The sequence below is a fragment of the Sorangium sp. So ce406 genome, assembly GCF_051474675.1.
Classification (GTDB): domain Bacteria; phylum Myxococcota_A; class Polyangia; order Polyangiales; family Polyangiaceae; genus Sorangium; species Sorangium cellulosum_G.
This window is the reverse complement of the sequence record NZ_CP150340.1, coordinates 4,776,522-4,801,624: the sequence shown is the minus strand read 5'-3', so window position 1 is coordinate 4,801,624 and position 25,103 is coordinate 4,776,522. Positions and strand designations below refer to the sequence as shown.

The 25,103-nt window shown below is 71.9% G+C and carries 19 protein-coding genes; 8 read left to right on the top strand and 11 right to left on the bottom strand.

Annotated features, from left to right (window positions below):
• Positions 1-400 precede the first annotated feature (400 nt).
• The 3 genes from WME96_RS17520 (at position 401) to WME96_RS17510 (ending at position 3,336) form a co-directional block, all read left to right on the top strand.
• Positions 401-1,219: an SDR family NAD(P)-dependent oxidoreductase gene (locus tag WME96_RS17520; protein WP_437291257.1), complete on the top strand. Its 819-nt coding sequence runs from the start codon at positions 401-403 to the stop codon at positions 1,217-1,219.
• A gap of 134 nt (positions 1,220-1,353) precedes the next feature.
• Positions 1,354-2,994, top strand: coding sequence for an SBBP repeat-containing protein (locus tag WME96_RS17515; RefSeq protein WP_437291256.1), 1,641 nt, complete (start codon positions 1,354-1,356; stop codon positions 2,992-2,994).
• A gap of 213 nt (positions 2,995-3,207) precedes the next feature.
• Entirely contained in the window at positions 3,208-3,336 is a 129-nt protein-coding gene (locus WME96_RS17510) for a hypothetical protein (protein WP_020736078.1), read from the top strand.
• Positions 3,337-3,357: 21 nt separating this feature from the next.
• On the opposite strand, the gene WME96_RS17505 is transcribed toward WME96_RS17510, so the two are convergent.
• Complete coding sequence (locus tag WME96_RS17505) at positions 3,358-7,599, bottom strand: DNA topoisomerase 3 (protein ID WP_437291255.1); 4,242 nt, start codon at positions 7,597-7,599, stop codon at positions 3,358-3,360.
• A gap of 287 nt (positions 7,600-7,886) precedes the next feature.
• Between WME96_RS17505 and WME96_RS17500 the strand changes: the two genes are divergently transcribed.
• The 3 genes from WME96_RS17500 to WME96_RS17490 all read left to right on the top strand — a co-directional run bounded on the left by WME96_RS17500 (position 7,887) and on the right by WME96_RS17490 (position 12,287).
• Positions 7,887-8,723, top strand: coding sequence for a hypothetical protein (locus WME96_RS17500; RefSeq protein ID WP_437291254.1), 837 nt, complete (start codon positions 7,887-7,889; stop codon positions 8,721-8,723).
• Positions 8,724-9,430: 707 nt separating this feature from the next.
• Complete coding sequence (locus WME96_RS17495) at positions 9,431-10,924, top strand: pectate lyase family protein (RefSeq protein ID WP_437291253.1); 1,494 nt, start codon at positions 9,431-9,433, stop codon at positions 10,922-10,924.
• A gap of 286 nt (positions 10,925-11,210) precedes the next feature.
• Positions 11,211-12,287, top strand: coding sequence for a vWA domain-containing protein (locus tag WME96_RS17490; protein ID WP_437291252.1), 1,077 nt, complete (start codon positions 11,211-11,213; stop codon positions 12,285-12,287).
• Positions 12,288-12,508: 221 nt separating this feature from the next.
• Here the strand turns inward: WME96_RS17490 and WME96_RS17485 are convergent, their stop codons facing one another.
• On the bottom strand, positions 12,509-12,901 hold the full coding sequence (locus tag WME96_RS17485) for a hypothetical protein (RefSeq protein ID WP_437291251.1): 393 nt from the start codon (positions 12,899-12,901) through the stop codon (positions 12,509-12,511).
• Here WME96_RS17485 and WME96_RS17480 point away from each other — a divergent pair.
• Positions 12,882-13,625 (top strand): pectate lyase, encoded by a 744-nt coding sequence (locus WME96_RS17480; protein WP_437291250.1) that lies wholly within the window; start codon positions 12,882-12,884, stop codon positions 13,623-13,625. The two genes, WME96_RS17485 and WME96_RS17480, sit on opposite strands and share 20 nt — an antisense overlap.
• 67 nt (positions 13,626-13,692) lie before the next feature.
• Here WME96_RS17480 and WME96_RS17475 read toward each other — a convergent pair whose 3' ends face one another.
• Positions 13,693-14,325 carry an HD domain-containing protein gene (locus tag WME96_RS17475; protein WP_437291249.1) on the bottom strand — a complete coding sequence of 211 codons (633 nt, stop codon included), beginning with the start codon at positions 14,323-14,325 and terminating at the stop codon, positions 13,693-13,695.
• A 139-nt stretch (positions 14,326-14,464) separates the two neighbouring features.
• Between WME96_RS17475 and WME96_RS17470 the strand changes: the two genes are divergently transcribed.
• On the top strand, positions 14,465-15,790 hold the full coding sequence (locus WME96_RS17470) for a sigma 54-interacting transcriptional regulator (RefSeq protein ID WP_437291248.1): 1,326 nt from the start codon (positions 14,465-14,467) through the stop codon (positions 15,788-15,790).
• Positions 15,791-15,844: 54 nt separating this feature from the next.
• Here the strand turns inward: WME96_RS17470 and WME96_RS17465 are convergent, their stop codons facing one another.
• The 8 genes from WME96_RS17465 to kduD form a co-directional block, all read right to left on the bottom strand.
• On the bottom strand, positions 15,845-16,681 hold the full coding sequence (locus tag WME96_RS17465) for a hypothetical protein (protein ID WP_437291247.1): 837 nt from the start codon (positions 16,679-16,681) through the stop codon (positions 15,845-15,847).
• Positions 16,682-16,709: 28 nt separating this feature from the next.
• Positions 16,710-18,434, bottom strand: coding sequence for a serine/threonine-protein kinase (locus WME96_RS17460; protein ID WP_437291246.1), 1,725 nt, complete (start codon positions 18,432-18,434; stop codon positions 16,710-16,712).
• A gap of 264 nt (positions 18,435-18,698) precedes the next feature.
• Entirely contained in the window at positions 18,699-19,877 is a 1,179-nt protein-coding gene (locus WME96_RS17455; RefSeq protein ID WP_437291245.1) for a vWA domain-containing protein, read from the bottom strand.
• A gap of 535 nt (positions 19,878-20,412) precedes the next feature.
• On the bottom strand, positions 20,413-22,083 hold the full coding sequence (locus tag WME96_RS17450; RefSeq protein ID WP_437291244.1) for a pectate lyase: 1,671 nt from the start codon (positions 22,081-22,083) through the stop codon (positions 20,413-20,415).
• 88 nt (positions 22,084-22,171) lie between these two features.
• Positions 22,172-22,540 carry a cupin domain-containing protein gene (locus WME96_RS17445; RefSeq protein ID WP_437291243.1) on the bottom strand — a complete coding sequence of 123 codons (369 nt, stop codon included), beginning with the start codon at positions 22,538-22,540 and terminating at the stop codon, positions 22,172-22,174.
• A gap of 22 nt (positions 22,541-22,562) precedes the next feature.
• Positions 22,563-23,234 carry a bifunctional 4-hydroxy-2-oxoglutarate aldolase/2-dehydro-3-deoxy-phosphogluconate aldolase gene (locus WME96_RS17440; protein ID WP_437291242.1) on the bottom strand — a complete coding sequence of 224 codons (672 nt, stop codon included), beginning with the start codon at positions 23,232-23,234 and terminating at the stop codon, positions 22,563-22,565.
• Between the two features lie 8 nt (positions 23,235-23,242).
• Positions 23,243-24,331, bottom strand: coding sequence for a PfkB family carbohydrate kinase (locus WME96_RS17435; RefSeq protein WP_437291241.1), 1,089 nt, complete (start codon positions 24,329-24,331; stop codon positions 23,243-23,245).
• A gap of 10 nt (positions 24,332-24,341) precedes the next feature.
• Positions 24,342-25,103 (bottom strand): 2-dehydro-3-deoxy-D-gluconate 5-dehydrogenase KduD, encoded by a 762-nt coding sequence (kduD, locus tag WME96_RS17430; RefSeq protein WP_437291240.1) that lies wholly within the window; start codon positions 25,101-25,103, stop codon positions 24,342-24,344.

Genomic DNA, 25,103 nt, shown 5'->3' with positions numbered 1-25,103 from the left:
CGCGGCGCCCTACCACCTGACGTCAAGAGCACGGTCCTAGGCTACCCGGGGCGCGCCGGCGTCTGCAAGCTCCGAACACCTCGCCAACCGCTCGCTCCAGATGTAGGGGATGGCCCTCCAGCGCGCCGTACTCCGGGATCGCGGCGCGGCGAGCCCCCCCCAGGAGCCGCCTCGACCGAAACGCTGCGCCGTGGGCGGTACGCGCGCGCATCTCGGAGCGACACGTTGCGATGCAGACGCCGCCGCGGCGTCTGTTCGCACCGGATGACGCGCTCGTGGCGTTCCCTCGAGCATTACGCGACGCGGCGAAGCACGCTTGGGTCCCCCCGCAGCGTCCGTGCATGGGGGCGCGAGGGCCCCCTCGCGATCCGTGGCGGTGCGGCGTAAAGGGATCGCTCCCATGACGATCACCTCGGGTCTCGCCATCGTTACAGGCGCTTCGTCCGGCATCGGTGCGGAGCTCGCGCGGCAGCTCTCGGCGCGCGGGCAGCCCGTGCTCGCCATCGGCCGGCGGGCGCACCGCCTGGAGGAGCTCTCCGCACGAGCGCGCACCGCCGGGCATGCACCCATCCACCCTCTCGAGCTCGACGTCACCGCGGAGGGCGCGGCCCTGCACGTGCGGGATCGGGCGCGCGCGCTGGGCGGCGCGGCCTGGCTGGTCAACAACGCGGGAACGACGCGGCTCGGGCCCTTTCTGGACGGCGACCCGGCAGCGCAGGCGATGCTCGTGCGGCTCAACTGCGAGAGCGTCGTCGCGCTCTGCGCGGCGATCGTCCCCGACCTGGTGGCCCGCGGCGGCGGGCGCGTGCTCAACGTCGCGTCGCTCGCCGCGTTCCAGCCGACCCCGGGACAGGCGGTGTATGGAGCCACAAAGGCGTTCGTGCTCTCGATCTCCGAGAGCCTGTCCGTGGAGCTCGGCGGGACCGGCGTCACGGTGACGGCGCTGTGTCCTGGGCCGGTGACCACGGAGATCTTCGACGCGGGCGCGCCCGGCGTGCCGCGCAGGAAGGTGCCGTTCGAGCTCACCGCCGAGGACTGCGCGGCCTACGGCATCGCGGCAGCGGATCGGGGCGACGTGGTCGCCGTCCCGACCGCGCTGAGCAAGGCGACGGCCCAGCTCTCCCGCTTCCTCCCTCGCGCGGCGATTCGCCGGCTCTCCTCGCGGATCGGGCTCTCGGTCCTCGGCTACGGCGCCCCGACGCGAGGCGTCCGAGGCTAGCGAGAGAGCGCGCGCCACGCCCCGTGGCGCTCGATCCGATGACGGGGCGCCGGCGGCTCTGTCGGTGTGATAGCCTCTGTTCCGGCGCCCGGGGGACCGCTTCCGCAGGCGCGCTCGAGCGAGAAGAACGTCTCATGCAAGCACAGGCGTATGTCCTTGGTTCCGTCGTCGGCCTGACCGTGTGCGCCAGCGGGTGCGCGGCGCTGCTCGGCCTCGATACGTTCGTCGATCAGTCGACGGACAGCGCGGGCGCTGGAGGTGCGGGAGGCGCCGGCAGTGCTGGGGGCGCTGGGGACGACGGAGAGCCCACGGCCTGCACGCCGGACACGTCGGAAGCGTGCTACGTGGGGCCACCGATCACGGAGAACAAAGGGGTGTGCCGGGGAGGGATGCGCACCTGTGACACCGACGGGATCTGGGGCGTATGCGAGGGAGAGATCGTGCCCGGGGTGGAGCGCTGCGATGCGGCGGACGACGAGAACTGTGACGGCCTGGAGTGCGTCGTCTGGACGACCGCGTACGAACAGACGGGCGACGTCCACTTCATGGACATCGCGGGTGATGCCGACGGCAACATGTTCGTGAGCGGCGCCTTCTTCAACACCATCACGATCGGCGACCATACACTCTCGTCTGCCAGCACCACCGATATACTGCTCCTCAAGCTGAACCCGACCGGAGAGCCCCTGTGGTCCAAGAAGTTTGGTGACTCTTACCCGGACGAGCCGTGGGCTCTCACCGTCGACTCCAAGGGCAACCCGCTTCTGAGCGGCATCAGCGACAGCGGCATCGACTTCGGCGATGGGCCGCTACCGGCGGGGTCATTCATCGCGAAGCTCGATGCATCGGGCAAGCGCATCTGGACCAAGGGCCCGGAGGGCGGCGGGATCAATGCCGTCGCGTTCGACGCAAACGATCGCGTCATCGTCGCGGGACGTTTCAGTAAGCCGATCGACTTCGGCGGCGGGCCGATGCAGCCGGACGACGGTGACTCGGGCATCTTCGTCGCAAAGCTCGACGGTGCGACGGGCCTCGCGACCGCAGGGGGCTGCTGGGTGCGCACGTTCGGCGATAGCAACGCGCTCGTCAGTGTCATCGACATCGCGGTCGACCGTTCCGACAACATCTTCATCGCCGGCTCGACGCGCGAAACCACTCAGCTGGGTCGGTACACGATCGACAGAGGAGGCTTCGTCATGAAGCTGACGCCGTCGGGAGTATCGGACTGGATCAGGACGATGCGCGTGATCGGGCCGAGCCCGGCACGCATCGAAGTGAAGAGTGTTGCGGTAGATTCCCGGGGAAGACCTGTATTGGCCGGAGATTATAACGGCGAGCTACAGATAAATCCACACACGATGACGTCGGTCAGCGATGACGTCTTCGTTGTGCAGCTCGAGGCCAATGGCAGCGCGGGATGGGTGCGTACGCTTGGTGGGACGGATAGTCAGACGGCCCGTGGCCTGGCGCTCGACCCGTTCGACAACGTCGTCCTTGTCGGAGATGCCAACAAGCAGATCGACTTCGGCAACGGCCCACTTCCTCTGGTGGACGACTCCGGCTTCGTCGTGAAGCTCAGCCCCGACGCGGAGCTCGTCTGGCATCGCTTCCTTGGCAAGGACGCCGTTCCCTACGCCGTCGCCAGCTCGCCGGACGGCGAGGCGCTCGTCGCGGGCTGGACGAGAGCACCGGAGGCAGATTGGGGCGCGGGCCCTCTCCCCAACCTCGGAGCCGACGGCCGCCAGCAGCTCGTCATCGCCAAGCTCGGCCGATAAGCCCGCCGTCGCTCCGGCTGCCTGGGCTCGGCCGATAAGCCGCGGCCACGAGCCTCCCGTGGTGCGAAACGCCTCACTGTGGCGTGCGCGCCGACGTCCCCACCATCAAGCGAGCGAGACCATCGGTTTCCGCCGCGAAATTCCGCCCCCTCGCCGTGGCACCCCCATTGCTTTGCTCGTCGAGCACCCCGACACGGGGCCGGAGGTCGTTCGATGAGCAAGATTCTGCGTGGGATTGCAGCAGGTTACGGCGCGAAGAAGCTCGGGGGCGGGTGCTTCAGCACCATCCTCATCTTCGTCCTGCTCTGGTGGGTGCTCGGCCACTTCGGCATCTTCCGCTGAGCGCCGCGCGGGCGCGCTCGTTCAGCGCGATCGGCCCTTCTTCCGCTGCGCCTTGCGCGCGAAGAACGCCCGACGCGCGTCCGGCGACTTCGCGCCTTGCCGCTTCTTCACCTTGGGCGGGGCCTTCGCGAGCGCGATATCGCTCACGCCGCGCGCCTCGCCCTGGCGGCCCCGCGGCGTGAGCGACGCGCGCTGGTAGGCGATCGTCTCGCCCGCCTTCTCGAACGACTCGTCGCGCACCTCCACGAGGCCCGCGCGCACGAGCCCGCCGAGGAGGTGCTCGAAGTCGCGCCGTTCCAGCGACCCGTCCGCGAACACCTCGCGGTGGAGCCGCCCGGTCGGCTGCTCGCCCTCGCGCAGCGCCGCGAGGATCCGCGCGATCGCCTGCGCCTCGTCGCGGCTCGGCGCCCGGAACTCCCGCGCCGCGCACGCGGCCGGCGCGCAGACGTCGCACAGGCCGCACGCCTCGCCGGTGTCCTCCTGGTCGCCGAAATGGCGGACCAGGTGGAGCATGCGGCAACCGTGGCTCTCGGTGAACCGCGCCATCTGCAAGAGCTCGGCGAGCTTGTGGCGCCGCTGCGCCTCGTAGGGCGCGCGCCACCCCGGCTCCCCCAGCGCGACGCCCCCGTCGGCGTCGACGCGCGCGCCGCCGTGGATCCAGAGCTTCTCCAGCGCCTTGTCCGCGACCTCGGGATCCATCCCGAGATCGCCCAGGATCTCCTCCCGCGGGCGAGGCGCCTCGGAGAGCTCCCCCTCGATCCGCTGCAGGATCGCCGGCTCAGGGTAGTCGCGCTCGTGGAAGAACTCGTGCATTCGCCGATCGACGTACGAGTGCATCAGCACGGCCCGCGAAGGGAGCCCGTCGCGGCCGGCGCGGCCGATCTCCTGATAATAGCCCTCGACGCTCCCGGGCAGCCCGGCGTGGATGACCGTGCGCACGTCGGGCTTGTCGATGCCCATACCGAAGGCGATCGTGGCGACGATGACCTCGGTGCTGCCGTCCAGAAATGCCGCCTGAATCCGGTCGCGCACCTGGGGGGCCAGGCCCGCGTGGTACGCCTCGGCAGGCAGCTCTTCGGCCAGGCCGGCGGCGAGCAACTCCGCCTCTTTCCGGGTCGGCGCATAGACGATGGCGGGCGTGCGGCCCTCTCGCCCGAGCAGCGCGCGCACCCGGGCGAGGCGCTCCCCCGGGCTGACCTCGAGGATCTCGATACCCAGGTTGCTCCGCCGGAAGCCGTGAATGAAGCGCGCCGCTGTCGCGAGCCCGAGCTGCTCGACGATGTCGTCCTGCACGACCGGCGTGGCGGTCGCGGTGAGCGCGATGACCGGCGCCGGACGGAGCGCCGGGAGCCGCTGCCCGAGCATGCGGTAATCAGGGCGGAAGTCGTGTCCCCATTTGGAGATGCAATGGGCCTCGTCGACCGCGACGAGCGCCGGCTTCCGGCGCGCGAGCAGCTCGGGGAAGCCGGGCACGCGGAGCCGCTCGGGGGCGATGAACAGGAAATCGAGCGCGCCAGCGAGATAATCCACGCAGGCTTGACGGGACTCGGCCCGGCTCCGGCCGGAGTGGATGCGCTCGGCGGCGAAGCCGCACGCCCGGAGCTTCGCGGCCTGGTCCTCCATGAGGGCGATGAGTGGGCTCACGACGAGCGTCGTGCCGCCGCGGGCGATCCCGGGGAGCTGGTAACAGAGCGATTTGCCGGCGCCGGTGGGCATGACGAGCAGCACGTCGCTCCCGGCGGCCGCGGTGCGGCAGACGGCCTCCTGGTAGGGGCGGAAGGCGCGGAAGCCGAAGCACTGCTGGAGCAACTCGAGGAGATCCGCTGGCCGGCGCTCCCGGGAGGGGGCGACAGCCGCGGCGCGCGCTGGCGATGGTGCGGTGGACGCGGCGCGCGACGGCGCGACGGCCGCGGCGCGCGACGGCGGTGATGCCGTGTCCACCCCACGCGCCGAAGGTGAACCTGCAACCGCCCCACGCGCCCGCGAGGGCGCCGCCGGCGCGGATCGCTCCGGCATGGGCACCACGGCTGCCGGACGAGCCCGCGCCTGCGCCCGCGCCGGCGACGATGCCGCGGCCGCCGCCGCGACGGTCTGAAGCGCGCCGCGCGACACGTCGGCCGGCGCGACCGCCCCGCTGCTGCCCGGCGCGCGGCGCGTCGTCGCGCGCGGCGCCTCGCGCTCCCGCGGCGCGGCCGTCGCGGATTGACGCCCGTTCCCGGGACGCCTCGACTCGCCGTCTTCCCGCGATGGAGGCTCCCTGGCTCCGGGCCAGGGCGCGGCGCCCGCCGCCGGACGACGCCCGGCGCTCACCTCCTCGACCACGTGGCGCACGTACGACTCGATGCCTGCCATGAAGGAGGGCAGATCGCCGGCGCCCCGGGCCATGCGGGCGAGCTTCGCCTCCCAGGCGCCCGTCATCGCGGGGCTCTTGACGTCCGCGTGGACGACCTCGATCAGCCCGACGCCCTTGTCCGTCGCGTGCAGCAGCTTGCCCTTGCGGACGAGATACTCGCGCCGCAGGAGCGTCTCGATGATCGCGGCCCGCGTGGCCGGGGTGCCGAGGCCCGAGTCCTTCATCGCCTCGGAGAGCTCCTTCTCGTCGAGGCTGCTGCCCGCCGTCTCCATGGCGGTGAGCAGCGTCGCCTCGGTGAAGCGCGGCGGCGGGCGCGTCTTCTTCGCCAGCGCCTGCGCGTCGAGCACGAGCTGCACCTGCCCCTTCACGAGGCCCGCCGGGAGCTGCTGATCCGCGGTCTCGCGCTCGCCCTCGCCCTCTCCGCCGTCGCGCCCCTCCGCGTCCTCCCCGGCAGCGCCCTTCTTGCGCGGCTTCGCCGGCGGCTTGCCGAAGCCGATGTCGAGCACCTTCCACCCGACCTTCTCCACGACGCTGCCCGCGCTGTGATAGCGGTCCACGATCGGCGCGCCGGCGCCCTCGCCCCGGCCGCGCGTCGTGATCGCGGTGATGACGGTGGTGATCGACGTGACGTGGTCCTCGTGCCACGCCGAGAGCAGGCGCCGGCAGATGAGATCGAAGATCTTCTGCTCATCGGTCGACAGATCCGCGCGCGACGACCGCGCCCCCGTGGGGATGATGGCGTGGTGATCGCCGACCCTGGCGTCGTCGACGAAGCGCTTTCCGAGCGGCCGGGTCCCTGTCCCCGGGGCGAGCATGCCGCGGTAAGAGCCCTCGACCGCCTGCACCACCGCGCCCAGCGTCGCGGCGATCTCGGTCGAGAGGTGACGGCTGTCGGTGCGCGGATAGCTGATGAGCTTCCTGCGCTCGTAGAGCGCCTGGGCGACCTCGAGCGTCCTCTGCGCGGAGAAGCCGTAAAGGCGGTTCGCGTGCCGCTGGAGCTCGGTCAGGTCGTAGAGCAGCGGCGGCGGGAGGCGGCGGGACTCGGACCGGATCGCCTCGATGCGCGCCTCGCCTCGCCGGGCCCGCTCGACGATGCGCGCCGCCTCCTCGCCGTCCGGCGGCAGGCGCCTCCGCAGCGGCGCTGTCTCGCGCGCCTCGCCGCCGGGCTGCTCGCCGGGGAGATCCTTGTCGCGGAAATACGTGCCCTTGTACGACGACTCGGCGGCGCCCGCGCCGTCGTCCCGGTACGGGGAGAAGGTCGCGACGACCTCGAGGTACGGCTCCGGGACGAACCGCCGGATGGCGAGCTCGCGCTCGACGACCATGGACAGCGTGGGCGTCTGCACGCGGCCCACCGAGAGGTCCTGGTCGAAGGCGAGGCTGTAGGCGCGCGAGAGGTTCATGCCGACGAGCCAGTCCGCCCGGCTGCGCCCCCGCGCGGCGTCGGCGAGGCCGTCGTAGCTGCGCGCGTCGCGCAGCCGGCGGAGCCCGTCGCGAATGGCGTCGGGGGTGAGGCTCGATATCCAGAGCCGGTCGACCGGCCGGGTGCAGCCGGCCGCCTCGTAGATGTAGCGGAAGATGAGCTCGCCCTCGCGGCCCGCGTCGGTCGCGCAGACGACGCGCTGGACGTCGCGCCGGCCAAGGATCTTCCGGACGATCTCGAACTGCGCCCGCGTCCCGGGGAGGACGACGAGCGGAAAGCGCGCCGGCAGCATCGGGAGGAGGTCGAGGCGCCAGCGCTTCCAGGCAGGGTCGATCTGGTGCGGCTCGGCGATGGCGACGAGGTGCCCCACCGCCCACGTGACGACGTAGCCGCCCCCCTCGAGGAAGCCCTCGCCGCGCCGCGAGGCCCCGAGCACCGCGGCGATGTCGCGGGCGACGGCGGGCTTCTCTGCGACCACGGCGATCATGCGGGCAACCCGGGAGGAACGGGCGCCGCCCGCGCCTCCCGCGGGTGCGGTGATAGCGCGTGGCGCCCCCGGGCGGTATCGAGAAGCGCGCCGGCCCGGAAGCGCGCGCGCCTCGTCGCGGTCCGGGCCGGGGCGCGGCGGGGCGCGGCCCCTGGCGATCGAGGTCGACGGCGGGCGGGCAGCTCCTGCCGTCGCCTTGACACGGGTGCGCCGCGCAGGTTCACGTATCTGCCGGACGTTTGCCGTCGCGCCGCGGGGACGGGCGACGCGAGGAGAGGGGAAGTCGCATGCGGGATCTGAAGGGGATCGTCGAGGTGGAGCTGCTCGTCGAAGAGGGCGGCGCGCTCACGCCGACGCGGGAGTACGTTCACCGCGACACGACGTACGTCGAGGGGCGGTCGGGCCAGCGGTACGCGCTGCGCGTGCGGAACCTGACCGGCGGGCGCGTGGAGGTGGTGCCGTCGGTCGATGGGCTCGACGTGCAGAGCGGCAAGGACGCCTCGTTCGACCTGCGCGGCCTCGTGATCAGGCCTCGCGACTCGTTCGATTTCACCGGATTCCGCATCAGCGACAGCGAGGTCGCGACGTTCCGGTTCGGGAGCATCGAGCAATCGTATGCCGCGAAGATCGGCAAGCCGCGCAACGTGGGAGTCATCGGCGTGGCGGTGTTCGAGGAGCTGGCGCCCCCGCCCCCGCCGCCCCCGCCGCCCGTCTCACCGCCGCCGTTCGGCGGGCCGCCTCCGCCGTTCGGCGGGGCGCCCCCCGGCGCGCTGGGCGCGCCGCCGGCACCTCAGGCGTTCGGCCCGCCCGCGCCGGCGCCCGCGGCTCGCCCGCCGACGCTGTCGCCCGCGGCTCCCCCGCCCGCCCCCGGCTTCGTGCCCGCCCCCGCGGCGCCGAAGGGGCTCGGCACGACGTTCGGCGAGCGGCGCGAGTCGCGCATCACCTCGACGCAGTTCGAACGGGCGACGCCGAAGCCCGCGGCCGTGCTGGTGATCCGCTACGAGCAGCGCGAGGGGCTGCGGGCGCTCGGGATCGACGTCGACGGGCTCTCCCAGCGCGAGACCGCCAGCCCGTTCCCTGCCGAGACGGGCTTCGCCAAGCCGCCGCCCGGCTGGAAGGGGTGAGCGCCGAGCGCGCGGGCGCGCAATCCGCCCGCGGGCTGACCGCCAGGTCGAGCCCCAGCGCCGCCGAAGGATAGCGCCCCATCTGCGGCACGATGCGCTGGTAGCGCTGGGCGTCCGGGCCTGGCAGGCGGTAGCCGTGGACCTGCCCGGCGCTGACGTGAACGGCTATCCACGAGGCGTCGGCGAAGATCCCGTCGATGGCCGCTGGTCAACGCGCGGTTGACACGTCGTGGGTCGGCGCCGTCAAGCACGTCAACCCGCGGTTGACTCGGCGAGCTCACGGCCCGCTGCGACAAGCGCCTCGACGCCGCGAGCACAGCGCGGCTTCCAGCGGGTCCGAACGCTTGTCGGCGGGCGGCCTGGAGAGGGCGGCATCGTGATTGCTTGCCTTCACGGAGGAGGTGCGGCTCCGGCCGGTCCGGCGGCCGGCACCTCACGCGTGGTCTGGGCTGCGCGATGCGCTGGCTGCCCCCTCGGGCACGACGAGCTCGGCGCCTCTCAGGACACCACCGCTACACGGTGGACAGCAGCGCGGATGTACCGGCGATCGTGATGGCCGGCGCGGGCGTGGGCGAGATCGATCGTCGAAGCTTCCCTGCAAAGCCGGACCTCTCGGAGCTGAGTCCACCTCGACAACGGAGATACCAGTGCACATTCGATTCCTCCGCGCTCGCCGAGCGTCCGACGCGGGCGCCCTGGCGATGCTCATGATACTTGCGGCATGCTCGACCGATCCCGATGGAGGCACGGCGACCAGCGGCTCAGCCAGCGGGCCCGGCGGCTCTGCCACCATCGGCTCGGGCGGCGCCGGTGGCTCGGGCGGGACGGGCAGCTCGGTTACCATCGGTTCAGGCGGTTCGGCCGGAGCGGGCGGCTCGGCCACCGCGGGTTCGGGCGGCGCCGGTGGCTCGGGCGGCGCCGGTGGCTCGGGCGGCTCGGTCACCGTGGGTTCGGGCGGCGCTGGAGGCTCCGGCGGCGCTGGTGGCTCCGGCGGCGCTGGTGGCTCCGGCGGCGCCGGTGGCTCGGGCGGCGCCGGTGGCTCGGGACCCGTCGAGGACGTGGGCAACGTCATCAAGGTGACGACCCTCGACGCGGACGGCCCGGGATCGCTGCTCGAGGCGATCCAGACGCCGGGGCGGCGCATCATCGTGTTCGAGGTCGGCGGGATCATCGATCTGAACAAGGCCCGCCTCAACGTCACCGAGCCGTTCGTCACGATCGCCGGCCAGACAGCGCCCTCGCCGGGCATCACGCTGATCCGCGGCGGGATGAGGATCAGCACCCACGACGTGCGGATCCAGCACCTCCGCTTCCGCATGGGCGACGCCGGGGCCGCGCCGGCATCCGGGTTCGAGCCCGATGTCACGACGGACGGGGCCTCGGCGTACAATATCGTGATCGACCACTGCTCGGTGGCCTGGGGCGTCGACGAGAACCTGTCGGTCTCGGGCCCCCGCTTCGACGGCCCCACCGGCACGTCGCGCCGCGTCACCCTCAGCAACAACATCATCGCCGAAGGGCTCGCCGAGTCGATTCACGAGAAGGGTTCCCACTCCATGGGCACTCTCGTGCACGATCACTGCACCGACGTCACCGTCGTCGGCAATCTCTACGCCCACAACAACGAGCGAAGCCCCTGGTACAAGGGGTTCGCGACCGGGGCGATCGTGAACAACGTCGTCTACAACCCCGGCAGGTGGGCGATGCGGCTCGGCCCCGTCGTCCGTGAGTGGGAGAGCTCGGGCGTCACACCGGAACCCCCCAGGGTCAGCATCGTCGGCAACTACATGCGGCACGGCGCCAACACGATGCCGGGGCTCCCGATGGTGGGCACCAACTCCCTGGGATCCGCCTACCTCGAGGACAACATCGCCGTGGATGCCGTCGGCGAAGCGGCGCCCATCGTCTCCCCGCAGATCGTCGTCCTCCCCGAGAAGCCCGCGTGGCCCGAGGGCCTCGTGGCGCTCCCCGCGGTGTCGGTCCTGGACTCGGTGCTCGCGCACGCGGGCGCGCGGCCCAGAGAGCGCGACGAGGTCGATCTGCGCATCGTCGCAGAAGTCCTGTCCGGCGGCGGCATGTTCGTGAACAGCCAGGACGAGGTGGGGGGCTACCCGACGGCAGAGCCGACCTCGCGGCCGCTGGTCGTCCCGACCGAGGACATCGAGGGCTGGCTCGAGAGCTTCGCGGACGATCTCGAGTGATGCATCGAGTATACCCGTCAGCACGCGACGAGCGCGCCCTCGGCCCCCTGCGCGCCAGGGCACGCTCCTTGCCGTGAACTCCCCCGCGAGCAGCGCACGGGCGCCCTGAGCCCGCCGCGCGCATCGTGGGAATCCAGCAAAAGGTTTCGGTGACGCAGGACACTCGCTGACGCGCCTGCTGGCCCCTGCCCGGGAGCGCAGGCGCCGGCAGAGCGACCGTGAGGGCGTCACCCGGAGTCCGCTCACGGGAGGCAGCATGCGGAGAGCATTCTTGGTTTGTTCCGTCGTGGTACTGGCAGCGCTGTCGGGCTGTGCGACGAGCAGCGACAGCGACAGAAGCAGCGATGGCAGCAGCGGCGATCCGGGCACCGGCGCCGGCCCCGGAGTCGACGACTTCGGCGGCGCGGCGGGGGGCGACCCCGGAGGCGACTTCACCCCTGGCGCCACGACCGGCGGAGAGCAAGTGGACTGCGGGCGTCAGAACTTCGACGTCGAACGCAAGCCGGCCAGCATCCTGCTCGTCCTCGATCGCTCGGCGTCGATGCAGGACGATCCGAGCGGGGACGAGGGCACACCGTCGAAATGGGACATCGTCGTGCCCGCCTTGCAGGAGGTGATCGCGGCGACGAACGAGGCGGCCTCCTGGGGCCTGAAGGTGTTCCCACAGGGCGACAGGACAGGCACCTGCACCGAGGAGAGCTTCCCGCGCGATATCCTGATCCCGATCGCGAGCAACAACGCGCCCACGGTGAATCAGGCAATCTCGAGCACGACCCCCGAGGGGGACGGCACGCCGACAGGCGACGCCATCAACAAGGCGGTCGAGTACCTGCAGGCGATCCAGAACGACGACCCGAAGTACATCCTGCTCGCGACGGACGGAGACCCGTCGTGCCCCAAGAGCGATTCGGACGAGTTCGCCGTGCAGGCGGTGACGAACGCGGCCGCCGCCGGATTCCATACGTTCGTGGTCGGGATCGCGTCGCAAGAGAGCAAGGTCAAGGCGCTCAACGGCCTCGCCGTCGCGGGGCTCGAGCCGCGCCAGGACCCGGATCCGCTCGCGCCCAGGTTCTACCTCGCGGCCACGAGGGACGAGCTCGTGACGTCGCTGCTGACGATCACGGGAGAGGTCTCGACCTGCCTGTTCCCGCTGAGCGCGCCGCCGCCGAACCCGGACCACGTCGGCGTGTTCGTCGGGGACCAGGCGGTCATGCAAGACACCACGGGCACGAACGGCTGGAGCTACACGGGGCCCGACATGATGACCATCAAGCTCCACGGCCCCGCGTGCGAGCAGGTGGCGAGCACCGGCGCCGGCTCCGTCAAGGTGATCTTCGGCTGCAAGGACGACCCGATCTACTGAGCTGCAGAGCGCGCGCCGACCGGCCGGCGTGGATCCGATCGAAAGATCGCCGCCCAGAGCCCGTGCGCGTCAACCGCGAGCGTCAACCGGTGTCGACCTCACGTTGACACTCCGGCCGCAGCCCACGCCCGCGCGGCGCCCGAAGTCCGCCGCACCCCCTGGATCGCCGTTTGCATTCGTGTCGGAGTCGACCCAGAGGCCAGCCCGGGGTCCGCGGGCCGTCATCGTGAATCCAGAACGAGAGGTAGCGAGATGAGATTCGGATTGAAGTCAGCTTTCACTTTGCTGCTCGTGATCGGCGCCGCCGGCGCCTCCCAGCTCGGCTGTTCGGACGACGCGGCGACGCCGGACGACGGCCAGGGGGGCAGCAGCTCGAGCAGCAGCACCGTCGCGACCGGCGGGAGCACGACCGCGGGGAGCGGCACCGGCGGCGGCAGCGCGAGCAGCACGACCTCGGGCAGCACGAGCGCGAGCAGCACGACCTCGGGCAGCACGACCTCGGGCAGCACGAGCGCGAGCACCACGGCCGCGAGCACCACGAGCAGCGGCACCGGCGGCACCGGCGGCGAGGAGCCGCTCGGCGACGAGATCCCGATGGCGATCCCGACGCCCACGAACGGCGACGGCGAGATCAGGACCCAGACGACGGTGCTGAAGAACGCGGCGAACGGCGGGCAGGACGTCTACGACTTCAACAACCAGAAGATCGGCGTGAACAACACCGCCGACTGCGACGACGGCGAGGGCCAGAAGACGGTGTTCGAGGTCGAGGATGGCGTCACCGTCAAGAACCTCATCATCGCGGGCGGCCTCCCCGGCGGAAACGGCATCGTCTGCAAGGGCGACTGCACGCTCGATCACGTCTACTGGGAGGACGTCTGCGAGGACGCCGCGACCAACAGCAAGGACGGCGCGACGATGCGCATCAACAGCTCGATCGCCCTGCACTCCGCCGACAAGATCTTCCAGCACAACGCCAAGGGCGGATCCACGACGATCGTCACGAACTCGTACATCGCCGACTTCGGGAAGCTCTGGCGCTCCTGCGGCGATTGCACCGCCAACGGCGGCCCTCGCAACCTGATCATCGACAACGTCCGGGTGGACCGCGTCAAGACAACGGTCGCGGGCGCGAACCAGAACTACGGCGATACGGTCACGATCACCAACCTCTACGTCAAGGGGGGATACGACGAGGACGACGACAAGCCGAAGATCTGCCAGGAGTACCGGGCCGTCACCGACCACATGGGCGAGTCGGAGAAGCTCCACGGCGGCGCGAGCCAGTGGAACACCGGCACGTGTCACGTCAGCAAGAGCGACATCAAGAGCTGGTGAGCGCGCGTGGGGCGGCGCTCGCCCCGGCCTGACTCCGCGCCGTCTCCCGCGAGCCCGCTCCGCCCCGCTACGACCCCGCCTCGAGCTTCCGGCGCAGGTTGTCGCGCGCGCGCGCCTCGAGGCGCTCCCGGAAATACGGCGACAGGAAGATGTGCTCGAGGGCGAGCAGCCTCTCGAAGAAATGCCGCCGGCCCGCGGCGTAGAGCTCGGGCGGCACGGCGCTGTACTCCGCGGCGATCGCCCGGTCGTACGCGTCGAACGCCGCCGGATCGCTGCCCAGGATCGCCATGTCGCAGTCGAGGAACAGGGCCTCTTCGTCGTCGACGTCCGCCGGCCCGAGCGCGCCGTGGCGCGCCGTCAGCAGGATGAGCCGCTCGATGAGGTCCTCGTCGAGCGCCTCGCCGGGCAGCCAGCGCGCGACCGCCTCCCGCGCGAGCGCCGCGCTGCGCGCCTCGTTGTCGTGACGGCCGGGCACGTACACGGCGTCGTGAAAGAGCGCGGCAAGGAACACCTCGCGCGGCCTCCGCCAGCCGACGTCGCGGCCGACCTCGCCCACCCGGCCGAGCACCTCGCGCACGTGGACCAGGTCGTGGTACGCGCGCCCAGGCTCGCCGTACGCCGCGCACACAGCGCGCCACAGCGGCTCGGGCAAGGCGAGATCGGCCGGCGCATCGGGCGGCGTGAGCTCAGGCGTCGTCACGAAGGACAGGATACCCCGACCGCGGCGCCGTCCAGCGTCCGGGCAGCACCGCGCGCTGGAAATCCGGACGAGATTCGGAGATGCTGGCCGTCTCCTCTTCCGTCCACTCTTCCGTCCACCCGCCGTCTCCGCCCGCTCAATGCACGACGCCACCCGGACGATCACGACCCTCGGCAGCGACGCGATCGAGCTCCCGGACCTGCGCCTCGTCGTCACCCCGCAGAAGAGCCCCCCGATCGAGGCCACGCTCGGCGTCGCGCCGCTCGTGCTCGGCACGAGCGCCGACTGCGACGTCGTCATCCCCGACGCCCGCGTGTCGCGCCGCCACGGCCAGCTCCGGCTCACGCCCCGCGGCGTCGTCCTCACCGACCTCGGCAGCAAGAACGGCACGTACATCAACGACGTCCTGATCCACGAGGGCTTCCTCACGCCGAGCGCCGTCGCCTCGCTGGGCGGCGTCCCGCTGACCGTCCGCGTCGGCGGCTCCCCGGTCCTCGTCCCGCTCTCGACGTCCGCGAGCTTCGGCGAGGCGCTCGGCAGCAGCGTCCCCATGCGCGCGCTCTTCGCCCGCCTCGAGCGCGCCGCGGCCACCTCGGAGACGATCCTCCTGCTCGGCGAGTCGGGCACCGGCAAGGAGGTCCTCGCCCGCGCCATCCACGCGGCGAGCCCGCGCAGCGGCGGCCCGTTCGTCGTCTTCGACTGCAGCGCCGTCGCCCCCAACCTCATCGAGGCCGAGCTCTTCGGCTACACGAAGGGCGCCTTCACGGGCGCCCAGGCCGCGCGCGCCGGCCTCCTCGAGGAGGCGAGCGGCGGCACGCTCTTCCTCGACGAGATCGGCGAGCTCCCGCTCGACCTCCAGCCGAAGCTGCTGCGCGCCCTCGAGGCGCGCCAGGTCCGCCGCATCGGCGCGGCGGCGTACACGTCGTTCGACGCCCGCGTCATCGCCGCCACCCACCGCGACCTGCAGGGCCGCATCGGCTCGGGCAGCTTCCGCGAGGATCTCTACTACCGGCTCGCCGTCGTCGAGGCCGTCGTGCCCCCGCTGCGCGAGCGCAAGGAGGACATCCCGCTGCTGGTCGAGCGCTTCCTCGCGGCGCAGGTGCCCCCGCGCTCGCTCGCCGACCTGCCCCCGAACGCGCTGGAGCTGCTGCGCGGGCACCACTGGCCGGGCAACGTGCGCGAGCTCCGCAACACGGTCGCGCGGCTCGTGCTCTTCCCGCACCTCGCCGAGGAGGCGATCGTCAAGGTGGCGCCGCGGCCCGCCGACATGGGCGTCGCCCAGTTCGCCGCGCTGCCGCTCCGCGAGGCGCGCGACATGGTGGTCGAGCAGTTCGAGCGGACGTACATCGCCATGAAGCTCCGGGACCACGGCGGCAACGTCGCCCGGGCCGCCGCGTCGATGGGGGTCTCGCGGCAGCTCGTCCACCGGCTCATGGAGCGCTACGGAATCCGCAGCAAGGGCTGACCCACGGCGCCCGGCGCGGCGCTCAGAACGAGGCGCGCAGCGAGAGCGCAGCGCTCAGAACGAGGCGCGCAGCGAGAGCGCGGCGCCGTCGGGTGAGAAGGACAGGCCGGCGGCCGGCGCGGCGGGGGCGACCGGGTCGAGCTGGAAGTAGAGCAGCGCGCCCACGCCGGCCGCGGCGAGGCCCAGCCCGGCCGAGATCGCGCCGGCCTTCCACGCGAGGTCGATCGCCTCCACCTCGTCCGCCGAGCACCTCGGCGCGCACCTGTCGCGGAGCTCGCCGCGATCGATGTGCCCCTTGACGCCGAGGAACGCGCCCACGCCGAGCGCCACGGCGCCGGCGCCGACGAGCACGAGCGGCCAGCGCCGCCGCGCCGGCGCGGCGGCGTCCGCGGCTCCCGCGGCGCGCGGCGGAGGCGCCGGCGCGGCCGCCGGGAAGCGCACCACGATCGGCAGCGCCTTGTCGCCCGGCGACAGCGTGACCATGGCGACGACGCGCGTCCCCGCCGCGTCCTCGAACGTCAGCGTGTGGCGCCCTGGATCGACCTCGATCGGGTCCTTCGGGAGCGCCTCGACCAGCGGCGCGCCGTCGAGGAGCACCCGCACGCGGCCCGGCGCGCCGCCCTCCGCGGACGTGGCCGACAGCGCGACGCTCGGCATGTCCCGCTCGACCATCTCGCTCCAGCGCTGGCAGTCGTCGGCGAGCGTCGCCGGGCACGAGCTCAGGCAGATCCGGAGCTCCGCCCGCGCGCGCAGGAGCGCCCGGTCGCGCACGAGCTGCTGCGCCTGCTCGTACGCGCCCGCGCACGTCTCGCCGACGCCCTGCGCCCGTGCGCGCGAGCCCGCGAGGAGCGTGACGGCCGCGCTCGCGGCGACGAGGAGGACCCGCTTCATCGCGGCGCAGGCTACACGCTTCCGCCGGTCAGAGGCACTCACGCTTGATCCGCCGGATGCCGCTGCCGTCCACGTAGTAGGGAGGCACGCAGCGCGACCGCGGCCGCGCGGTGGCCGCGGCGCGCTCCCGCGCGGCCGGCGCCGTCTGCGCGGCGGCGGGCGCGGAGGTCGCTGGCGCGCGCGCGGCGGAGGCCCTCGCCGCGGGCGCGGAGGCCACGGCCGGCGCGGAGGCCACGGCCGGCGCGGAGGCCACCGCCGCGGGCGCAGAAGCCCCCGCCGCGGGCGCAGAAGCCCCCGCCGCGGGCCCGAGGGCCGCCGTCGGCGCGGAGGCCTCCACCGCCGGCGCGGAGGCCCCTGCTGCGGGCTCCAGGGCCCCCGCCGCGGGCGCGCTCGCCGTGGGCGCCGGCGCCACGGCGGCGGGCGCCGCGGAGGCGCCCGCGCTGGCCTGCTCGGCCGGCGACGCCGCGACCCCCGGGCTCGCGCCGCAGCGCCCGGCGACCACCGCCAGCACGAGCGCGCCGGCCCCGAGGGCGAGCGAGGTGGCGCGGGTGCCCCACCCCCTCGGCTCCCGCGGCTCCGCCGCCCCGGCGACCGGCGTCGCGAGCGCGGAGGCCGCCGGCCGAGCCATGTCCTCGACCGTCCTCGTCATCGTCGCGACCGTCATCGAGGGCCGCGGCAGGCGCGCGCGGTTGGCGGAGGGCCCCGCCGGGCTCGTCTCGATCTCGCGCAGCGCCGGCGCCGCGGCGGCGGGGCTCGACGGCGCCGCCGCCGGGACGGCGCTCCGCTGGGACGTCTCGATCTCGGCGAGGCTCTTCGCCCGCGCCTCGAGCAGCGGCCCCGCCGTCGCCTCGACCCACGCCCCGACCGCGCGCGGGCTCGCCGGCGGCAGCGCCTCCTCCAGGGCCGCCGCCATCTCCAGCGCGGTCGCGTAGCGCCGCTCCGGGTCCCGCTGGAGGCCCCGGAGCACCACCTCGTCGAGCTCCCTGGGCACGTCGCCGAACGCGCTCGGCGGCTGGACGACGCCCTCGAGGATCCGCCCGTAGATCTCCGCGTCGCACTCTCCGGTGAACAGCCGGCGGCCGGTGAGCGCCTCCCACAGGACCACGGACGCGGCGTAGATGTCGGCGCGGCGGGTCAGCGGCGCCCCGCGGAGCTGCTCTGGCGCCATGTAGCTGAGCTTGCCCTTGAGCTGCCCGACGCGGCTCACCTGGCTCCGCACCGCCGCCCGCGCGATCCCGAAGTCGAGCACGCGCGCGATCCCGTCCTCGCCGACCAGGATGTTCTGCGGCGACACGTCGCGGTGGACGATCTGGAGCGGCGCCCCGTCCTCGGCGGTCGCCTCGTGCGCCGCGTGCAGGCCCGCCAGCGCGCCCGCGACGATCGCGGAGACGACCGGCTGCGGCACCCGGCCCCCCCGCGCGCTCGCCTCGCGCAGCAGGCTCGAGAGCGACTCGCCGGCGATGTACTCCATGACCAGGAAGAGCTCGCCGTCGGCCTGCACGCTGTCGAGCGTGGTGACGACGTTCGGGTGGCGGATGCGCACCGCGAGCCGCGCCTCGTCGAGGAGCATCGACGAGAACTCGGGGTCCCTGGCGAACTGCGGGTGCAGGCGCTTGATCGCGACGGTGCGGGCGAAGCCGTGCGCGCCGACGAGCCGCCCGAAGTGGACGGACGCCATCCCCCCCGAGGCGATCACGCCGTGGAGCGTGTACCGATCGAGGGTCCTCCGCTCGCGCTCCTGCGCCGTTGCCATCGTCGCCCTGTTCTACAACATCTCGGCGGCGTTGCTGGACTGTAACATGCACTCCCACGTTCACCGGAAATGACGTCGAAGGACGTCGGACGGCGTCGGAGGACGTCGGACGACGCCGTGCGGCGGGGGATGCGAGCCTCATCGCTGCTGTGGTGGTCCGGTGTCACGCGGTGGGTGTGCAACGGCGCGTGTCCACAGTGTCAACTCGTGGTTGACACGGGTCGACGACGCCGACGCGCCGCGCGGGCGCGCGGCCTGCTCCGGTCAGAGCGGGACCTCGATCACGCTCTCGCAGGTGAAGTCGACGCTCAGGGCCGCCGCCAGGTCCGCCTGGACCGCGGCGCACGTGCCGCCGCAGAGCACGATCTGCGTCGGGTTCGCGGGCTCGTCGTAGCGCCAGGCGTCCGCCGTCGCGCAGCTCTGGTCGTACGGGAGCGACGTCGGCGTGTTCGATCCGCTCGTGTAGTTCACGCGGACCTTCTCCTTGTCGAACGTCCTGCCGTCGGGCGCGGGCGGGATCCCGAGCGTGCACGACACCGACGCGCTGCGGATCCGCTCGACCGCCGCCTTGAACGCGGCCGTGGTCTGCGACGGATCGCCGGTATCGATGAGGACCGCCTCCTCCGTGCCGCCCGCGGCGGCGATCTTGTCCAGGCTGGACACGGTATCCTGCGCGCCCGGGAGCGGCGGGTTCGCGACCCCGATGACGTACGTCAGCACGTTGCTCGCGAGCGCCTCCTGGGCGTCGGCCACGACGGCATCGATCGTGTCGGAGTCGTCGTCGCACCCCTGGGGGTAGCCGTCGGTCACCAGCACGATCGCGTATTTGCCGGGGGTCTGCGCGCGCTGCGCCTCGATGAACGCGCTCGTGCCCCGCATCACCCACGAGGTCGGCGTGCCGCCGCGCCAGTCGTCCGACGTCTCCGGCTCGACCTCGTCGATCGCCGCGGCGAAGGCGTCGGAGGGGAGCGGCGTCGGCGGAACGTCCGGCGTCGTGTAGGTGTCCGTCGAGCACTTGTCGTCGTCGGCGGGGAAGAACGTGAGCGACGCCGTGAGCCCTTCGGATCCGGGATCCGCGAAGAACTGCTTGGTCGCGTCGACAACGGGATCCCACTTGAGCGCCTTGTCGTGCCAGTCCTTGTCGCCCTTGCCCATGCTGCCCGACACGTCGAACGCGAAGGCCAGGTACACCGGCTGGAGGGACGCGGCCGCCGTCTGGCTGGCGCACGTGCCATCTCCACCCGTCGGGTTACCGTCGCCCGTGCCGCTCGATCCGGGCCCGGGCCCGCCGATGTCGGGCGACCCCCCGTCGCCGGCGCTCCCGCCGGAGGCGCTCGCCGCCCCTCCGCCGCCTGCTCCTCCGCCGTCGCCCGGGCTGCTGCCGCACCCGAGCCCCACCACAGCCACGCTCAGCACCGACATGGCAACAGTAAGCAATCTCATGCTTCGACTCCTTGCACCACCGCGCGCCGGCGTCGCGCCGCCGGCATCGAGTCACGTGGATTGCGCGTGGTCTCATGACGCCAAGCACGCAGGGTGCCAGGGCGAAGCCGCTCGATCGACGCCCCCCCGCGCGGCGGACGACGCCCCCCGCGCCGCGGACGACGCCCCCCGCGCCGCGGACGACGCCCCCCGCGCCGCAGATCGAGCGTGCAGCGCGCTGGATCTGCTACCTCGGACCAGCGCACCGCATGACGACGTCCTTCAGCCTGGCGTCGGCCGCGTCCAGCGGCGCCGTGTACGGCGGGGTGAACGCGCTCCCCTGCCCTGTTTCCTTCCGGAAAGAGAATTTGAACCACAGAGGCACAGAGGGCACAGAGGAAAGAGAAAGAAAGCGAGAGGAGAGAACGATGTTTATCTTCTTCTCTTCCCTCTGTGCCCTCTGTGCCTCTGTGGTTCATTCTCTCATCAACTCAGGAACAAACCTGAGCGACGCGGCACCAGCGACCCCGGGGCGACGGCGGTCGCCCTGGGGTGCTCACTGGACGGGCGCGACGTGGGCGATGAGGATGCCCATGTTCTTGATGAAGCTCTCCACGGTGATGCCCGTCGGCGCCTCCTTGGGCGGGTACCCCGCCGGCGCCTTGCTCGGCTCGTAGGGCGAGGTGTCGCTGAGGTCGCCGACGTGCGTCGTGGCGTAGGCGTCTTCGAGGTACGGCTCCGCGGTGCCCGGGCCGATGGGGGGGTTCGTGATGTACGTGAGCTTGACCGGCCAGTAGCCCTCTTCGTTGAGCTCGCTGACGACCTTCTGCGCATCCGCCTCGGTCACCGGCGTCGTCGTCATGGTGCGGCCGACGTAGAGATCGCTGAGCGACACCTCGCGCAGCGAGAAGTATTTCGGCAACTCCGCCGGCTCGTCGGTCTTCAGGGGCGAGCCCGCCGTCAGCTCCTCGGGCGATCTGGCCTTCAGCTCGTCGTGGCGCTTGCGCATGGCGGCGATGTCCAGCTTGCGCGCCTGCCCGTAGTGGCCAATGGGCTTCTCGGGGTTCTTGTCGAAATAATACTCGCCGTTGACGACGTTCGAGCCGCGCCGGTGGACGTAGAGCGGAATGTCGGTCCCGATCTCGATGTACGTGGGGTGCGTGCGATCGGGGAAGAGCTCGATGAGCTCCGGCGTGAACTTGACCTTATCCAGCCAGTCCAGCGCCTCGGGTACGCGGGCGATGTATTTCTCGTCCCCGGTCAGCTCGTAGAAATTGAGGAGCTGCTGGATGTTGTTGGCCGTCGTATGCGTGGTCAGCGCCGTGGGCTCGTACGTGCGTGCGCCCACCGGCTCGCCCTCGAGCGTGAACTGCAGACCCCACGCGGGCTGCGGCGCGGGCTGCTGCATGGCGACGAAGTTGTCCATGGCGCGCTCGATGTTGTCGAGCAGCTCAGATTGGCCGAGCGCCATGCGGCACATGATCAGGAACTTGATGTTCTCCCCGGCCACGTCGTCGTTGAAGGTGACGAGGCTCGTGTAGTCGGGCACGCCCTCCTCCTTGCTCATCAGCGGGAAGCGCTGCGGCCAGCCGCCGCCCGGGTACTGGGCCGTGGTGACGAAGCTGATCGCCTTCTCGAGCGGCCCGCGGAACCGCTCGTCCTTCTTCTCGAGGTACATGCGCAGGAGGAGCTGCGAGGCCACGGCGGTGCCGGCGTCGTCGAACGTCGCGTTGCCGTAGTAGTGGTGGAACTCCTCGAGCCGCCAGCCGTTCTGGCCGATCTTCGTGTACCAGCTCTTGAGCGACTCCTCGCCCGCGAAGTCGTAGATGTAGTTCCAGCCGCCGGCCTCGTGCTGGGCCTCGATCAGGGCCAGGGCCACCTGCTCGGCGGCCTTGTAATAGAGCTCGTCGCCGGTCGCGTGGTAGGCGTCCAGGTAGGCGTGACCCATCGACGGCGTGCCGGGCGGCTGCACCCACAGCATGGTGCGAAACGCCTCCATCTCGCCCCAGCTCTGGGAGAGATCGGGGAGGTAGCTCCACACGTACCCCCCCTTGTACGCGACCTCCTCGCTCATGAAGGTGGCCGCGCGCTTCATCGCGGCCAGGGCCTCGGCGTGCTCCTCCGGCGGCACGACATCGGGAGGATTGGAAGGACCCGGCTCGTTGCCGCCGCAGGCGGCCAGCAGGAGGGGCAAGAGTGTCGACATCGCGAACGTTCGGCGTTTCATGGGCTCCTCGGTCGAGACACGTCCGCTGCGCCGGGCGCAGGGCCGGTACAAAGCAATGGTCAACTGGTGGACTGGAGAGACAGGCGGGCTAGCGCGATCGGGCCATGTAATCTTCGCGGGCGGGGGTGAACACATCGAGCACGACGGACGGCTGGAGCGCCCAGGCCTGGTGTTCGACGCCCCCCCGGACGACGAAGCTGTCCCCGGATCGCGCCTCGAACGCCTCGTCCCCGCACGAGAACCTGAGGTGCCCGTCGATGACGTAGACGAGCTGGTCGTGCGGGTGGCTGTGGCGCGCCCCGGCCCAGCCGATCTCCATGTGGTGCTCGACGAGCATCAGGTTCGGGTTGTGGGCCAGCACGCGCCGCCGGAGCCCCGGCTCCGGCGTGAAGAACTCCACCTCGCCGCTTTCCACGCGCGAGAGGCTCGGGACATCTCTCTTCTGAACGTCGCTCATGCTTCTTTGCTCCTCGAGATAGCTAGGCCTGTGCGCTCTTCTTGAGCTCGGCGCGCGCGGACCTGACCACGGACAGGAACTCGCGCGCGCGCTCCGTGAGGACCCCGTCCGCGCCGGCCGCGAGCGCGGCGGTGTCGACGAGCTCGCCGCCGACCCCGAGCGCCACGGCGCCGGCCTCGATGAAATCCCTGGCCGTCGACAGGTTGACCCCGCCGGTCGGCATCATCTTCACGTCCGGGAGCGGCCCTCGCAGCGCGCGCAGGTACTTCGCGCCGCCCATCGCCGAGCACGGGAACACCTTCACCGCGTCCGCGCCCGCGCTCCACGCCGTGATCACCTCGGTCGGGGTGAGCGCCCCGGGGAAGACCGCCTTCCCGAGCTCGTGCGCCGCGCGGATGACGTCGAGGTTGAGCCCCGGGCTCACGATGAACTGCGCGCCGGCCTCGATGCACCCGCGGGCGGCGTCGGCGGTGAGCACGGTGCCCGCGCCGACGAGGACGTCGCTCCCCATGCGCGAGGCGATCTCGTGCATGACGGAGAGGGCGTCCGGGACCGTCATCGTGATCTCGAGGACCTCGATGCCGCCCGCGAGCAGCGCGCGCGCGGCCCGCACGGCGAGCGCTCCGGAGGGCGCTCGCACCACGGGGACGACGCCGATCTCCTCGATGCGGCGGACGACTTGCTCCCTGGTCATCTGCCGGCTCATCGCTCGATCCTCGCGCTGGCCCCGCCCATCGCCCGCCGCACCTCGCCCAGCGACGCCATCGAGGTGTCCCCCGGGGTCGACATCGCGAGCGCCCCGTGCGCGACGCCGCACTCGAGCGCCCACTGCGGGCTCTGCCCCGTCAGGAGGCCGTACACGATCCCCGAGGCGAACGAGTCCCCGCCTCCGACGCGATCGAGGATCTCGATGTCCCGCTGCGGGACCTCGTAAAACTCCCCGTCACAGTACAGGATACCGCCCCAGCCGTTGACGCTCGCGCTCCTCGCCGTCCTGAGGCTCGTGGCCACGACCGAGATGTTGGGATACGCCGCGACGACCTCGGAGATCATCCGGCGGAACCCCGCCGTGTCGAGCCGGCTGTAGCTGCTGTCCACGCCCGACACCTCGAAGCCGAGGGCCGCGACGAAGTCCTCTTCATTGCCGAACAGGCAGTCGACGTACGGCATGAGGGCGCGATTGACCTCGCGCGCCCGCTCCTGGCCGCCGAAGTTCTTCCACAGCGAGGGCCGGTAATTGAGGTCGTACGAGATCCGCACGTCGTGCGCGCGCGCGACCTCCATCGCCTCGCGCGCCACGCCGGCGGTGGTCTCGGACAGCGCACAGAAGATGCCGCCGGTGTGGAACCAGCGCGCCCCGCGCTCGCCGAAGAGGTCCTTCCACGGAAGGTCCCCTGGCCTCAACCGGGAGGCCGCGCTGTGGCCGCGATCCGAGCAGCCGACGGCAGCGCGGGGGCCGAAGCCGCGCTCGGTGAAGTTCAGGCCGTTGCGCGCCTCGCGTCCCACGCCGTCGTACGGGACCCAGCGCACGGCCGACGTGTCGACCCCGCCCTGGAGCATGAGGTCCTCGATCAGCCGCCCGACGGGGTTGTCCGCGAGCGACGTGACGATGGCGGTCCGCAGCCCGAAGCAGCGCCGCAGCCCCCGCGCCACGTTGTACTCTCCCCCGCCCTCCCCGACCTCGAACGTCCGCGCGGTGTGGATCCGTCGCTCTCCCGGATCGAAGCGCAGCATCACCTCCCCGAGGCTCACCTGATCCCATTCACAGCTCTTTGCATTGCGGATCTTCATCTTCGGCTCCTCAACGACTCATCCACCCGCCGTCGACGACCAGCACGTGGCCGTGGACGTACTTGCTCGCCTCCGAGCACAGGAACAGCGCCGCTCCGGCGATGTCGCTCGGCTCTCCCCACCGCCCGGCCGGGATGCGCTCCAGGATCTGCCGGCTGCGCCCCTCGTCGGCCCGGAGCGCGGCCGTGTTGTCCGTGGCGATGTAGCCGGGCGCGATCGCGTTCACGTTGACGCCCCTCGCCGCCCACTCGTTCGCGAGCGCCTTCGTGAGCTGGGCGACGCCGCCCTTGGACGCCGCGTAGGCCGGGACCAGGATCCCGCCCTGGAACGAGAGCAGCGAGGCGATGTTGATGATCCGGCCCGACCCCTGCTCGAGCATCTCCTTGCCAGCGATCCGCGACAGGCGGAACGCGGACGTCAGGTTGACCTCGATCAGGAGATCCCAGTCCTCGTCGGAGTACTCGACCGCCGGCGACCTCCGGATCAGCCCCGCGTTGTTCACGAGGATGTCGAGGCGCCCGAGCTCGGCCTTCGTCCTCCGGACGATCTCCGCGTGGGCCGCGCGGTCCGCGAGATCCGCGGACACCCCGATGGCGCGCCGACCGAGCTTGTGGATCGCGGCCATGGTGGCCTCGCCCGGCTCGTCCTTGCCGTGACAGGCGACGTCTGCCCCGGCGCCCGCGAGCGCCGTCGCGATCGCGGCGCCGATCCCCGTGGCCGAGCCCGTGACGAGCGCGACCTTGCCATCCAGACGAAACAGATCGCTTGTCAT